The following is a 14,238-nucleotide window of genomic DNA, read 5'->3' as shown; positions in this document are numbered from 1 at the left end:
CGCAAGAGCGCCTTTGCCCACCCTACGAATTCGTCGTTTTTCCCAGCTTCTCCGCGCAAGAAGCCGCATGCCCTGCGTCAGATGATCCAAGCGTTGAATTCTCAACGTTGCGAGACATCATTGGCATGAGCGACAAGGCCGTCATCACCTGCGCGCTGAACGGCGTGCTCACCGACCCGAAGCAGCACAACGTGCCTGTTACGCCCGAGCAGATGGCGCGCGAGGCTAAGGCTGCGTTCGATGCCGGCGCGTCCATCATGCACATCCATCTGCGTCAGCAGGCGCCGGGCAAGGGGCATTTGCCGTCCTGGGAGGTCGCGGTCAGCAGGGAGATCCAGCAGGCGATCCGGCAAGCCTGCCCCGGCGTCATCATCAACCACACCTCCGGCGTGTCAGGGCCGAACTACAGCGGCGCGCTCGACTGCATCCGCGAGACCAAGCCGGAGATCGCCGCCTGCAACGCCGGCTCGCTGAACTATCTGAAGGTGAAGGCCGACAACAGTTGGGCCTGGCCGCCGATGATGTTCGACAACGCGGTCGAGAAGGTGAAGGACTATCTCGACGTCATGAACGCGGTCGGCACCATCCCCGAGTTCGAATGTTTCGACGTCGGTATCGTGCGTTGCGTCGGCATGTACCACCAGGTCGGCATGTACAAAGGGCCGCTCGAGTATAATTTCGTGATGGGCGTCGCCTCCGGCATGCCCGCCGATCCCGAGTTGCTGCCGATCCTGCTCAAGCTGAAGCGGCCCGAAGCACATTGGCAGGTCACCGCGATCGGCCGCGAAGAGATTTGGCCGCTGCACCAGCGCTGCGCCGAGCTCGGGGGTCACTTGCGCACCGGCCTCGAGGACGCCTTCTATCTCGCCGACGGCAGGAAGGTGACCTCGAACGGCCAGCTGATCGAGGCCATCGCCGCCTGCGCCCGGCGCGCCGGCCGCGAAATCGCGAGCCCATCGGAGGCGCGGAAGATCTTTGGGACGAATCGCTGAATGTAGCCCCAGCCGTCATTGCGAGCGAAGCGAAGCAATCCAGACTGTCTCCGCAGATACATCTCTGGATTGCTTCGTCGCTTCGCTCCTCGCAATGACGGGTAGGATAAAGTCATGTCCATTCTCGAAAACACCATTTCCCCCAGCAGTGCCGCCTACCAGGCCAACCGCGATGGCATGCTTGGCCTGATCGACCGCATGCGCGCGCTGGAAGAGCGCACGCGCGTAGCGTCGGCGGCGGCGAAGGATCGCTTTCACAAGCGGGGGCAGCTATTGCCGCGCGAGCGCGTCGCGCTGGTGCTCGATCCCGGCGCGCCCTTCGTCGAGCTGTCGACGCTCGCCGGCTACATGTTCGACGTGCCGGATGCGAGCAAGAGCGTGCCGGGCGGCGGCGTCATCGCCGGCATCGGCTTCGTCTCGGGCATCCGCTGCATGGTCAGCGCCAGCGATTCCGGCATCGATGCCGGCGCGCTTCAGCCCTATGGCCTCGACAAGACCTTGCGGGTGCAGGAGCTCGCGCTGGAGAACAAGCTGCCTTATGTCCAGCTCGTCGAAAGCGCCGGCGCCAATCTCCTGCGCTACCGCGTCGAGGATTTTATCCGCGGCGGCAATATCTTTCGCAATCTGGCACGACTCTCGGCGGCAGGCCTGCCGGTCGTCACCGTCACGCATGGCTCGTCCACCGCCGGCGGCGCCTATCAGACCGGTCTCTCCGACTACATCGTCATGGTCCGCGGTCGCACCCGAGCCTTCCTCGCCGGGCCGCCGCTGCTGAAAGCTGCAACCGGCGAGATCGCGACGGAGGAAGAGCTCGGCGGCGCCGAGATGCATACGCAAATCTCCGGCCTCGGCGACTACCTCGCCGAAGACGATCGCGACGCGTTGCGCATCGCGCGCGAGATCATGGCGGCGCTGCAATGGGAGCGGCCTGGCAAGGCGATGTCCGAGTTCAAGCCGCCGCGCTACGATCAGGACGAACTGCTCGGCATCATGCCGATGGACCATAAGCGCCCGGTCGACATGAAGCAGGTGATCGCGCGCATCGTCGATGATTCCGACTTCACCGAGATGGCGCCGAATTACGGCCCTGCCACCGTCTGCGGCCATGCCCGCGTCGAGGGCCAGGCCATCGGCATCATCACCAATAACGGCCCGCTCGACCCTGCCGGCGCCAACAAGGCCACGCATTTCATCCAAGCCTGCTGCCAGACCCGCACGCCGATCCTCTATCTCAACAACACCACCGGCTACATGGTCGGCAAAGCCTATGAAGAAGCCGGCATGATCAAGCACGGCTCCAAGATGATCCAGGCGGTGACCTCGGCGATGGTGCCGCAGATCACCCTCTATTGCGGCGCCTCGTTCGGCGCCGGCAATTACGGCATGTGCGGCCGCGGCTTCCATCCGCGCTTCTGCTTCTCCTGGCCCAACGCCAAGACCGCCGTGATGGGCGGCGAGCAGGCCGCAGAGACCATGGCGATCGTGACCGAAGCTGCTGCCGCCCGCCGCGGCAAGCCGGTCGAAAAGGAAAAGCTCGATGCCATGAAGGCCCAGATCATCGGCGTGTTCGACGGCCAGATGGACGTGTTTTCGACCAGCGCCCGCGTGCTCGATGACGGCGTGATCGATCCGCGCGACACCCGCGCGGTACTGTCGGAGGCGCTCGCAATCTGCCGCGAGGGCGATGCACGGACGCCCCAGCGCATGCAATTCTCGGTCGCCCGCCCATGAGGAACGGATCAGTGCAGCACCGGCCGTTCTTCAAGGTCCTGGTCGCCAATCGCGGCGAGATTGCCCTGCGCGTGATGCGCAGCGCGCGGCAGCTCGGCCTCGGCGTCGTCGCGGTCTATTCGGATGCGGACCGCGATGCGCTCCACGTCAAGCAGGCCGACCAGGCCGTCCGCATCGGCGAAGCGCTGCCGGCGCAATCCTATCTCAACATGTCGGCGATCATTGCCGCCGCCAAGGCCAGCGGCGCGGATGCCGTGCATCCCGGTTACGGCTTCCTCGCCGAGAACGAGGATTTCGCGCGGGCCTGCAAGGATGCCGGCCTCGTCTTCATCGGCCCGTCGCCGCAGGCGATCGAGGCGATGGGCAACAAGGCCGGCGCCAAGGAGATCATGAAGAAGGCCGGCGTGCCTGTCGTGCCAGGCTACCAAGGCGCCGACCAGGGCGACGAGGTCATGCTCGCTGAAGCGAGAAAGATCGGCTTCCCCGTGATGATCAAGGCCGTCGCGGGCGGCGGTGGTCGCGGCATGCGGCTCGTGACCGATGCGGCATCGTTTCCCGATGCCCTCCGCAGCGCACGCTCGGAGGCGAAAGCGGCATTCGGCGATCCCACCGTGATTCTCGAGCGCGCCATCCAGAATCCCCGGCACATCGAGATCCAGGTGTTCGGCGATATCAACGGCAACGCCATCCATCTCGGCGAGCGCGATTGCTCGGTGCAGCGGCGGCATCAGAAGCTGATCGAGGAGGCGCCGTCACCAGCGGTGACGCCGGAGCTGAGGACGAAAATGGGCGAGGTCGCCGTCGCGGCGGTGAAGGCGCTGCGCTACGAGGGCGCGGGCACGCTGGAATTCCTGCTCGATGCCAGCGGCGAATTCTACTTCATGGAGATGAACACGCGCCTCCAGGTCGAGCATCCCGTCACCGAGGCGATCACCGGTCTCGATCTCGTCGAGCTGCAATTGCGCATCGCGCGCGGCGAGCCGTTGCCGGTCAAGCAGCAGGACATCCGCTTTTCGGGCCATGCCATCGAGGTACGGCTCTGCTCGGAAGATGCCGCGCAGGACTTCATGCCGCAGTCCGGCCGCATGGCGCGCTGGCAGGTGCCCGAGGGCGTTCGAGTCGAGCACGCGCTGCAATCGGGCTCGGAGATCCCGCCATTCTACGATTCGATGATCGCCAAGATCATCAGCCATGGCGCCACGCGCGAGGAGGCGAGGGGACGACTGATCGTCGGCCTGGAGCAGCTCACAGCGCTCGGCGTCACCACCAACCAGGCGTTCCTGCTGTCGTGCCTGCGCCATCCCGGCTTTGCCAGGGGCGAGGCAACGACGGCCTTCATCGGCGCGCATCGCGACCAATTGCTGGCGTCGTCGTCGAATGTCGCATTCGATACGGCGCTGGCGGGCCTGCTGCTCTACGTCACCAACCCGCGCGCGCCGGCCTGGCGGAGCGGCCGTAGCCTGTCGGCAACGTTCCCGCTGCCTGCGAAGATCGAGATTGCCGGTCACACGCGCGAGCTCGAAATCATCCGCGAGCGCGATGGCAGCTACACTGTCGCGGCTGATGGTCGCCAGGACAGTTTCGACATCGAGCAGCTTGAGGCCGACGCCATTCGCTTTCGCCATGACGGCGTGATGGACAACGCAAAATTCCTGCGCGACGGCGACCGGCTCCATGTCCAGCATCGTGGCATTCCGCTTGCGATCATCGATCTCACCCTCGCCGCACCGAAAGCCGCAGCAAGCAATGGCGGCGACGGCAAGGTCCGTGCCGCGATGAATGGCCGGGTCGTCGCTGTCCTGGTCAAGCCGGGCGATCTGGTCACCGCTGGCCAGCCGCTGCTGACCTTGGAGGCGATGAAGATGGAGCACGTCCACAAGGCTGGCATCGACGGCGTCGTCGTCGCGATCGATGTGGCGGAGGGCGAGCAGGTGACGACGGGCAGGATCGTGGCGGAGATCGGGACGTAGCGCCGCGAAAGCGGTCTCGTCGAGTGAGCGAAGGCGCAAAGCGCCGTGGCCCACGACTTTCCATCGATTTCGAGCTGCTCTGCTTTGCCACTCGGCCTCGTCATACTCATAAATATAAACAATATCAATGAGATAGGTTCATAATAGGCGCGTGTGCAATGGCTATTGAACAAAGTTCAATTTCGCTCTACTAATATTGAACAATGTTCAATCCGGAGGCCTGCATGCGCCCGTCTGACCAAGCCCAAGCGACTGATGCCCTGCCGCTGTCGATGCCCAGTCGGCCCGTGCTGACTGTCCGCGAAAAATACCTGCTCGCCGCGCTCTCGGTCCTCGCGCTGGCGGCTTGTTTCGCCCCCGTGCTGCCCGCCGCGGCGTGGCACATCCCGCACTTCGTCGACATGCGCGCTTGGCTGGGCATCCCCAACGCTGGCGATGTGCTGAGCAACCTCGCCTTCCTCGCGATGGGCGTCTGGGGCTCGGAGCGGCTGCGCGGGCGCCATGATGCGCCGGTGGGTACGAGCTGGTTCTTCGTGGGACTGATCCTCACCTGCCTGGGCTCAGGCTTCTATCATCTCGCCCCCGATATGCCGCAACGGCTCATCGCCGACCGTCTCGGCATGGCGGTGGCGTTCGCGGGCTTCCTTGGCATCGCAGCCAGCGAGCGCATCAGCGTGCGCGCCGGCGAGGCCATGCTGGTGCTGATGATGGTTGCAGGCCTGCTCGCGGCCTGGGTGGCACGCGAGAATCTCACGCCATGGGCGGTCGTGCAGTATGGCGGCATGGCGCTGGCGGTGGGATTGGCGTCGATACGGCCGCGGCCGGGCGCGGTCGGTGTGCCGCTCGGCGGCGTGATCGTCTTCTATGTGATGGCCAAGCTGTTCGAACTGGGCGATGTGACCATATTCGAAGTGACGGGGCACCTTGTCTCGGGTCACACGCTCAAGCATCTTGCCGCCGCGCTGGCGGCCTGGCCGGTGATCCGGGCGCTGCGGCCTATTGGCCCCGCCCAGTTCCCTCATTGAGCAAGCACGCGACCTGGTGCTCGTTACCCTTCAGCACCGGGCGCTCCGTCCTGCACCGCTCCATCGCAAATCGGCAGCGCGTATGAAACGCACAGCCGCGCGGCGGGTTGACGGGACTCGGCACGTCGCCGTCCACAAGCGGCGCGAGCTTCTTCGCCAGCGGATTGGCGATCGGCACCGAGGCGAGCAGGGCCTGCGTGTAGGGATGCCTGGGATTGCGGAACAACTCGTCCTTGCCCGCGATCTCGACGATGCGGCCGAGATACATCACTGCGACACGGTGGCTGATATGGGCGACCACGGCGAGGTCGTGGGCGATGAAGAGATAGGAGAAGCCGTGCTGCTTCTGCAGGTCGATCAAGAGATTGATGACCTGCGCCTGGATTGAGACGTCGAGTGCCGAGACCGGCTCATCGCAGACAATCAGCCGCGGCTCGAGCGCGAGCGCCCGCGCAATGCAGATGCGTTGGCGCTGGCCGCCGGAGAATTGATGCGGGAAGTTGCGCATCTGGTCGGGGCGAAGGCCGACCTGCTCGAACAGCTGTGCGACGCGCGCCTCCAGCGCCTGACCGGTCGCGAGCCCGTGGACCGCGATTGGTTCGCCGACGATATCGCCCGCGGTCATGCGCGGATTGAGCGAGGCGAACGGGTCTTGGAAGACGATCTGCATCGAACGGCGATGCGGCCGCAGCGCCGTCTTGGACAGATGCGTGATGTCTTCTCCATCCAGGCGAATCTGGCCCGAGGTCGGCTCGACCAGCCGTAGCACGCTGCGCGCCACGGTCGATTTACCGCAGCCGGATTCGCCGACAAGGCCGAGCGTTTCGCCGGCACCAAGGGAGAACGAGACGCCGTCGACCGAGTGCACGGTGCCGACCTGCCGGCGCAGCACGCCGGCCCGTACCGGGTAATGCTTCCTAAGGTCGGTGACTTCGAGCAGCATCTTGCTCATGCCACCTCCGCCACGTCAGCCGCGCGCCAGCAGGCGGCGAGATGCCCCCCGCCCCAATCGGTCAGCGGCGGATATTCGGCCTCGCAGCGCTTGACCGCGAGCGGGCAACGCGGCGCGAAGGCGCAGCCCTTCGGCAGCCGCACCAGCGACGGCACGGTGCCGGGAATTTCGTTGAGCCGCGCCGGCGCGGCAACGCCTGGCGCGGGCACGGCGGGAATCGAGGCCATCAGCCCGCGCGTATAGGGATGCCTCGGCGCGGCAAACAGCGCTTCGACACCGGCTTCCTCGACCTTCCGTCCCGCATACATCACGATGACGCGCTGTGCGGCTTGCGCGACGACGCCGAGATCGTGCGTGATCAGCACGAGCCCGGTGCCGAGCTCCTTCTGCAGATCGAGGATCAGCGCCAGAATCTGCGCCTGGATTGTGACGTCGAGTGCCGTGGTCGGCTCGTCCGCGATCAGCAGCGCCGGCCGGCACGCCAGCGCCATCGCAATCATCGCGCGCTGGCGCATGCCGCCGGAGAGCTGATGCGGATACTCCTTCGCCCGCCGCGCCGGCTCGGGGATGCGCACCAGCCGCAGCATCTCGACCGCGATGTCCTTCGCTTCCCTGCTGGATAGATTCCGGTGCAGCCGCACCGCCTCGATGATCTGATCGCCGATCCGGATCACAGGATTGAGCGATGTCATCGGCTCCTGGAAGATCATGGAGATGCGATTGCCCCGGATCTTGCGCATCTCGGTCTCATTCAGCGCCAAGAGATCGGTGCCTTCCAGCAAGACGGAGCCATCGACGATACGGCCGGGCGGGTCGGGCACCAAGCGCATCAAGGACAGCGCGGTGACGCTCTTGCCGCAGCCGGACTCGCCGACGATCGCCAGCGTCTCGCCGCGCTTCACGGTAAAAGAGAGGTCGTCGACGGCCTTGAACAGGCCGGAATTGGTGAAAAACACCGTCTTCAGGTTCTTCACGTCGAGCACGAGATCGGATCTATCAGCCATCAGCCGCGCTGCCGGGGATCGAGGATGTCGCGCAGCGCGTCGCCGAACAGGTTGGCGCCGAACACCGCGAGGCTGATCGCAATGCCCGGGAAGATCACCAGCCACGGCGCGGTGCGGACATATTCGGCGGCGGATTCCGACAGCATGCGGCCCCAGGACGGATAGGGCTCGGGAATGCCGAGGCCGAGGAAGGAGAGCGAGGCTTCGGTCAGGATGGTCGAGCCGAGCTGGGCGGTCGCAAGCACGATCAGCGGCGCCAGCGTGTTCGGCAGCACGTGCCGCAGCGCGATCCGCACCTCGCTCATGCCGATCGACTTCGCTGCCTCCACGAACGGCTGCTCGCGCAGCGCCAGCGTGTTGGCGCGGGTGACGCGCGACACCGTCGGGATCAGCGGAATGGCAATGGCGAGAATGACATTCGGCAGCGATGGGCCGAGGGCAGCCGTCATGATCAGCGCCAGCACCAGCAGCGGCAGCGCCTGCAAGATGTCTGAGACGCGCTGGAAGATGAGATCGACCCAGCCGGAGAGATAGCCGGATGTCAGCCCGACGAACACGCCGATCGTGCCGCCGAGTGCGGTCGAGCCGATGCCGACCGCGAGCGAGATCCGCGCTCCATGGATGATGCGGCTGAAGACGTCGCGGCCGAAGGAGTCCGTCCCCATCCAATGCGCCCAGCTCGGACGCGCCAGAGCGCGTGCGGCATCGACCGTGAGAGGATCGTAGCGCGCGATGAAGTCGGCGAAGACGGCTGTTAGCACGAACAGCGTCATGATGATCAGCCCTGCCGCGCCGAGCACATGGCGCTGGGCCATGAACAGCATGCGCCGCCAGCCGCCGGTGGCATGCGCGCCAGCCCGCCTCAGTTCAACGTCGAAGTCGATCGCGGCCAAGCTGATCTCCTAATCCGTGTAGCGAATGCGCGGGTCGAACACCGCGTACAGCATGTCGACGGTGAAATTCGCGAACACCACGACGACCGCGATGAACATCACGAGGTTCTGCACGATCGGATAATCCCGCCAGCGGATCGCCTCGACCAGGAAGCGGGCGACGCCAGGGATGTTGAACACGGTCTCGGTGACGATGAGGCCGCCGATCAGGAAGGCAGCCTCGATGCCGATCACGGTGATGACGGGCAGAATCGCGTTCTTCAGCGCATGATGATAGTTCACCGCCGCATCCGATGCGCCCTTGGCGCGGGCGGTCCGGATATAGTCCTGCCGCAGCACCTCGAGCATCGATGAGCGCGTGATGCGCATGGTCAGCGCCGAGCTGCGGAAGCCGACCACCATCGCCGGAATGCAATAGGTCGCGAATGCCTCGCCGAAACTCCGCGGATTGGCGTTGAAGATCGGCATCTGCCCAAACATGGCGACGGAGGCGGTCAGAACCAGCAGGCCAAGCCAGAACGAGGGCAGCGACAATCCGCTCAGGCTCACCACACGCAAGGCGTAGTCGATCCGCGAGCCCTGCTTGACCGCGCTGATGACGCCGAGCGGAATGCCGATCGAGGCCGAGAACAGCAGTGCGAGGCCTGCGAGCCGCGCGGTGATCGGGATACGCGGCAGGATCTCCTGCAGCGCCGGCTTTTCCGAGACATAGGAATAGCCGAGGTCACCATGCAGCAAGCCGCCGATCCAGTGCAGATATTGCACCACCAGCGGCTGGTCGATGCCGAGCTGCTTCTCCAGATCGACCTTGTCGGCGGGATCGACATAGCCGGCCGCGGCGAACAGGATGTCGACGATGTTGCCGGGTACGATGCGCAACAGGAAGAAGATGACGACCGAGATCCCGAACAGGGTCACGAGCATCAGGAGCAGGCGTCGCACCAGATAGGCAAACATCCTCCGCCCTCCGCAGAACCGTTCGCGCGCTACTTGTCCATCCAGACGTCTTCGTACCGGTACCCGTTATAGGAGCTGTTGGTCATGACCGTCACGCCCTTGACATAGGGCTGCCAGCAGGTGCCGGTGCGCGCGTGGAAGATGATCGGGCGGGCAACGTCCTCCTGCAGCTTCTTGTCGATGTCCCACACCAGCTTCTTGCGTTTTGCGATGTCGGTCTCCTGCGACTGCACATCGAACAGCTTCTCGATCTCCTTGTTGCAGTAATTGGTGTAATTGCGCTCGGACCCGCAGGAATAGTTCTCGTAGAAGGACTGATCGGGATCGTCGACCGCGTTGCCGGTCAGGTTGAGCCCAAGCATGTAGTCTTTGCGCGCGATCTTCGGGAACCAGTTGGCGGTCTCGACCACGTCGAGCTCGCCGTCGATATAGATGCTCTTGAGCTGGTCGATCAGGATGACGGCGGGATCGCGGTAGACCGGAATATTGCGGGTCGAGACCTTGACTGCGAGGTGCTTCTCCGGACCGTAGCCCGCTTTCTGCATCAGCTTCTTGGCTTCCTCGCGGTTGGCGTTGACGTCCGGACCGTAGCCCGGAATGGTCTGCAGCATCTCCTTGGGCATGCCCCACAGCCCGTTTGGCGGCGGCAGCATGGTGCCGCCGACATCGCCCTGGCCCTCGAACATGATCGAGATGAACGCCTTGCGGTCCAGCGCCAGTGCCATCGCCTTGCGGATGTCGATATTGTCGAAGGGGGGCGCGGAGGAGTTGACGATGATGTTGGTCGAGACGTTGTTCGGCTCGACCTCGCAGATCGCATTCGGCGCTTGCGATTTCACGTCCTTGAGCAGCGGAATGCTCACTTCGGTCGGGAAGGTCATGTCGAAATTGCCGGCCACGAAAGCAAGGATCGCGGTCGAGCGGTTCGGAATGATGGTGAATTCGATGCCGTCGAGATAGGGCCGCCCCTTGCGCCAGTAGTCGGTATTGCGGGTCAGCTTGATGGATTCATTGGCCCTGAACTCGACGAACTTGAACGGCCCGGTGCCGATCGGATGCGTGCGCATGTCGCCGGGCGAGACGTGACAGGGGTAGACCGGCGTGTAACCCGAGGCCAGCAGCGCCAGCAGCGACGGCTGCGGTCGCTTCAGGTTGAACGAGACCTCGAAGTCGCCGTTGGTGGCGACATCGTTGACCTGCTCGTACCAGGCCTTGCGCGGGTTCTGCCGGAACTTTTGCTGCGACTTGCCCATCAGCATGTCGAAGGTGCACTTCACATCGGCGGAGGTGAACGGCTTGCCGTCGTGCCATTTCACGCCCTGACGCAGCTTGAAGGTCAGCGTCTTGTTGTCATTGACCCACGCCCAGCTCTCCGCGAGTTCCGGCACGATATTGTCCATCGTGTTCTGCGCCTCGTCCTGCTTGTAGATGACGAGGTTGTTGAAGACCGGCATGAAGGGAACATTGAGCGAGTAAGTCGCGCCTTCGTGGATCGACGCGTTGCCGGGGCTGTCGCGGTGATACATCCGCAGGATCCCGCCCTGTTTCGGTTCGCTCGCGAAGGTCGTCGTCGAAAACGCCAGCAAAGATAGCGCCGCCGTTGCGGCAAGCGCCCGCACGCTCCACATCCTCGGTCCTCCCCGGACATTAGTCTCTTGGGCCCTTTACGGCCTGTTTGATGCGACGATAGCCGAGGCGTGTGGACGGAGGCAACCGGCCAAAGCTCTTTGGGGCCTTGGTAATTTGGATGACGTAACGCCGCAGGAGCCTTGCATGTTCACAACGAGAGAGTGCAGGTGCGAACGCGCAGTTCCTTTGCGCGTGGCGCGCGTAGCTGCGTCCGCAAATCCGGCCTTCGCCGGGACGACAGCGCAGTTTGCAGGCTCGTCCTCACACGATCCTTGACGTCTTGTTGCCCCAGTACCGGTCCCTTAGCAGCCGCTTGTAGAGTTTCCCCGTCGGCAGCCGCGGCAACTCCTTCTCGAAATCCACCGAGCGCGGCACCTTCTGCCGCGACAACGATTGGCTGCAGAAGGCAATCAGCTCCTCGGCAAGCGCGGGCCCCGGCACCACGCCTGGCATTGGCTGCACCACCGCCTTCACCTCCTCGCCGAGATCGGCATTGGGTACGCCGAACACCGCGGCGTCGGCGACCTTCGGATGGGTGATCAGCAAATTCTCGCATTCCTGCGGATAGATGTTCACGCCGCCGGAGATGATCATGAAGGTGGCGCGGTCAGTGAGATAGAGGAAGCGATCCTCGTCGACATAGCCGACATCGCCGACCGTGCTCATGCTGCCGTCGGCCGAGCGCGCCTCGCGCGTCTTCTCCGGGTCGTTGAAATATTCGAATGGCGAGCCCGTCTTGAACCAGACCTGGCCGGGCGTGCCGGTCGGGCATTCCCGCATGTTCTCATCGAGAATATGGAGATCGCCGAGCAGCACCTTGCCGACGGTGCCGCGGTGGCTCAGCCATTCCTCGCTGTTGCACGCGGTGAAGCCGAGCCCTTCGGTGGCGCCGTAATATTCGTGGACGATCGGTCCCCACCATTTGATGATGTCGTCCTTGACCAGCGCCGGGCAAGGCGCTGCGGCATGGATCGCGATCTCGAGCGAGGAGAGGTCGTAGCGCTTGCGCACCTCCTCCGGCAGCTTCAGCATCCGCGAGAACATCGTCGGCACCAGCTGGCTGTGGGTGATGCCCCATTGCTCGACGAGTTGGAGGTAACGCTCCGGATCGAAATGCTCCATGATGATCACGGTCCCACCCATACGGATCGTGAGATTGACCGCGGCCTGTGGCGCCGAGTGATAGAGCGGGGCCGGCGACAGATAGACCATGCCTTCGCGGTAGTGCCAAAGCTTGGTCAGGAAGTCGAACAGCGGCAGATTGTGCTTCGGCGGCTCTTCCGGCAGTGGCCGCAGGATTCCTTTTGGCCGTCCCGTCGTTCCGGATGAATAGAGCATCGCGGTGCCAAGCCATTCATCCGCAATCGGCGTCTTCGGCAGGTCGGCGGTGACATCCGCGAGCCCGACGATCCGGTCGCTCTCGCCGGGGCCGTCGGCGACGATGCAGAGCTTGATGTCGGGGCAGGCCTGGATCGCCTCGCGTGCGATGTCGAGTTTTGCCACCGAGGTGATCAGAATCTTCGACTGGCTGTTGACGAGGAGATAGGCGAGTTCGCCCGGCGTCAGGAAGGAATTGATGCAGGTGTAATACAGCCCCGACCGCTCGCCCGCGGCACAGGCTTCGAGGTAGCGGGCATTGTTCTCCATGAAGATCGAATAGTGATCGAGCCGCTTCAATCCGTGCCGGCGGAACAGATGGGCAAGGCGATTGCTGCGTGCGTCCAGCTCGCGATAGGTAACGGCCTCGCCCGTCGCGGCCATGATGAAGGCGGGTTGCAGTGGGCGCAGGCGGGCATGCAGACCTGGGTACATCAGTCCTCCGGGCTAAATGTCATGCGGCGAGAGCAAGGATCTCGCGCACCTGCGCAGCAGTCTCGATCTTGCGCGGATTGCGGGGGATCCAGTTGGTGCGCATCGCCTGCTCGGCGATGGCGTCGAAATGCTCGGGCGAGATGCGCATCTCGGTGAGGCTGCGCGGCATGCCGAGCGCGCGGATGAAGGCGTCGAGCACGTCGGCGGCGTCGTGGCCGGGAAACCCCATCGCGGCGGCAACGATCATCTGCCGTTCGGCATTGGCGCTCGCATTCCAGCGCATCACCGCCGGCAGCATGATGCAGGAGGTGTAGCCGTGCGGCACGTCGAAGGCTGCGCCCAGCACGTAGCCGATGCCATGGCTCGCGCCCATCGGCACGCCGGCCGCGAGTGCGCCCATCGACAGCCAGGTGCCGATCTGGGCGTCCATCCGCGCATCGAGATCGGCAGGATCCGCCTTCACGCGTGGCAACGCGTCGGCGAGCATGGCAAGGCCCTTCACCGACTGCGCGTCGGCGTAGGGGTGGGTCTCGTGCGAGCAGATCGCCTCGACGCAATGGTCGATGGCGCGGATGCCGGTCGACAGAAACAGCCATTGCGGCGTGTGCACGGTGATGGCTGGATCGAGAATGGTCGCACGCGGCACGGCAAGCGGATGCCGCAGCATCTGCTTCACATGCGTGCTGCGGTCGGTGACGCCGGCAATCGAGGAGAACTCGCCGCCGGCAATCGTGGTCGGCACGCTGATCTGCCGCACGGTCGGTGCGGTCATCTCGGGTGCGACGCCCTTGTGCACGCGGATGCGGTTGATGCCGTCGATCGTATCGATGCCGTTGGCAAGACAGAGCTGCACCGCCTTGGCGCCGTCGGTGATCGAACCGCCGCCCACGGTGACGATCAAGTCAGCGCCGGCATCGCGCGCGGCATTGGTGGCCGCGATCACTGCCTCCCGCGGCGTGTGTGCCGGCATCGCATCGAACAGCCCGGCGCAGCGCGGTCCCAGCGCGTCTCGGATTTTTGCGATCTCGTTGGTCTGGCGATTCAGAGTTCCTGATACCATCAGGAAGGCGCGGCGGGCTCCCAGCCGGTCCATTTGCGCGACGATGGCCCCAGCCGCCGGATGGCCGAACACGACCTCCTCGATCGCGCCGTAAACGACACGCCCCTGATGCACGTCTGTCCTCCCGGGACAATTCGTCTTGTTTTGCAAGGGCTAATCTAGCCGAGCTGTCAGCCTTCGTCATGTGTGAAGACGCTGGCTGTTGTTCTCCCT

11 protein-coding genes are annotated in these 14,238 nt (G+C 64.4%); 4 read left to right on the top strand and 7 right to left on the bottom strand.

From position 1 onward, the window contains the following. Positions 1 to 125 precede the first annotated feature (125 nt). The 4 genes from G8O24_RS15490 (at position 126) to G8O24_RS15475 (ending at position 5,718) form a co-directional block, all read left to right on the top strand. Positions 126 to 992 carry a beta-keto acid cleavage family enzyme gene (locus tag G8O24_RS15490; RefSeq protein ID WP_188100645.1) on the top strand — a complete coding sequence of 289 codons (867 nt, stop codon included), beginning with the start codon at positions 126 to 128 and terminating at the stop codon, positions 990 to 992. A 114-nt stretch (positions 993 to 1,106) separates the two neighbouring features. Next, positions 1,107 to 2,723, top strand: coding sequence for an acyl-CoA carboxylase subunit beta (locus G8O24_RS15485; protein WP_188100643.1), 1,617 nt, complete (start codon positions 1,107 to 1,109; stop codon positions 2,721 to 2,723). Then, a complete protein-coding gene (locus G8O24_RS45165) occupies positions 2,720 to 4,693 on the top strand; it encodes an acetyl/propionyl/methylcrotonyl-CoA carboxylase subunit alpha (protein WP_188100641.1) in 1,974 nt (657 codons plus the stop codon). The genes G8O24_RS15485 and G8O24_RS45165 overlap by 4 nt, the downstream gene beginning before the upstream one ends. 224 nt (positions 4,694 to 4,917) lie before the next feature. Further along, positions 4,918 to 5,718 (top strand): hypothetical protein, encoded by an 801-nt coding sequence (locus G8O24_RS15475; protein ID WP_244645867.1) that lies wholly within the window; start codon positions 4,918 to 4,920, stop codon positions 5,716 to 5,718. On the opposite strand, the gene G8O24_RS15470 is transcribed toward G8O24_RS15475, so the two are convergent. The 7 genes from G8O24_RS15470 to G8O24_RS15440 all read right to left on the bottom strand — a co-directional run bounded on the left by G8O24_RS15470 (position 5,690) and on the right by G8O24_RS15440 (position 14,139). Next, the gene (locus tag G8O24_RS15470) at positions 5,690 to 6,670 is read right to left on the bottom strand and encodes an ABC transporter ATP-binding protein (RefSeq protein ID WP_188100639.1); all 981 of its coding nucleotides are present in this window, start codon (positions 6,668 to 6,670) and stop codon (positions 5,690 to 5,692) included. The genes G8O24_RS15475 and G8O24_RS15470 overlap by 29 nt on opposite strands. Next, positions 6,667 to 7,674, bottom strand: a complete 1,008-nt coding sequence (locus G8O24_RS15465) for an ABC transporter ATP-binding protein (protein ID WP_188100637.1) — start codon at positions 7,672 to 7,674, stop codon at positions 6,667 to 6,669. The genes G8O24_RS15470 and G8O24_RS15465 overlap by 4 nt, the downstream gene beginning before the upstream one ends. Continuing rightward, the gene (locus G8O24_RS15460; protein WP_188100635.1) at positions 7,674 to 8,567 is read right to left on the bottom strand and encodes an ABC transporter permease; all 894 of its coding nucleotides are present in this window, start codon (positions 8,565 to 8,567) and stop codon (positions 7,674 to 7,676) included. The genes G8O24_RS15465 and G8O24_RS15460 overlap by 1 nt, the downstream gene beginning before the upstream one ends. Before the next feature lie 9 nt (positions 8,568 to 8,576). Next, positions 8,577 to 9,524: an ABC transporter permease gene (locus G8O24_RS15455; RefSeq protein ID WP_188100634.1), complete on the bottom strand. Its 948-nt coding sequence runs from the start codon at positions 9,522 to 9,524 to the stop codon at positions 8,577 to 8,579. Positions 9,525 to 9,553: 29 nt separating this feature from the next. Further along, positions 9,554 to 11,152: an ABC transporter substrate-binding protein gene (locus G8O24_RS15450; RefSeq protein ID WP_188100631.1), complete on the bottom strand. Its 1,599-nt coding sequence runs from the start codon at positions 11,150 to 11,152 to the stop codon at positions 9,554 to 9,556. Positions 11,153 to 11,414: 262 nt separating this feature from the next. Then, entirely contained in the window at positions 11,415 to 12,965 is a 1,551-nt protein-coding gene (locus G8O24_RS15445) for an AMP-binding protein (protein WP_188100629.1), read from the bottom strand. Positions 12,966 to 12,984: 19 nt separating this feature from the next. After that, positions 12,985 to 14,139 carry an iron-containing alcohol dehydrogenase gene (locus G8O24_RS15440; protein WP_188100627.1) on the bottom strand — a complete coding sequence of 385 codons (1,155 nt, stop codon included), beginning with the start codon at positions 14,137 to 14,139 and terminating at the stop codon, positions 12,985 to 12,987. Between the last annotated feature and the right edge of the window lie 99 nt (positions 14,140 to 14,238).

Origin of the sequence: Bradyrhizobium campsiandrae (genome assembly GCF_014529705.1) — a bacterium.
In the GTDB taxonomy this organism is placed as follows: Bacteria; Pseudomonadota; Alphaproteobacteria; order Rhizobiales; family Xanthobacteraceae; genus Bradyrhizobium; species Bradyrhizobium campsiandrae.
Note: the sequence above shows the minus strand (reverse complement) of the source record. Positions and strands in the feature narration are given on the sequence as shown.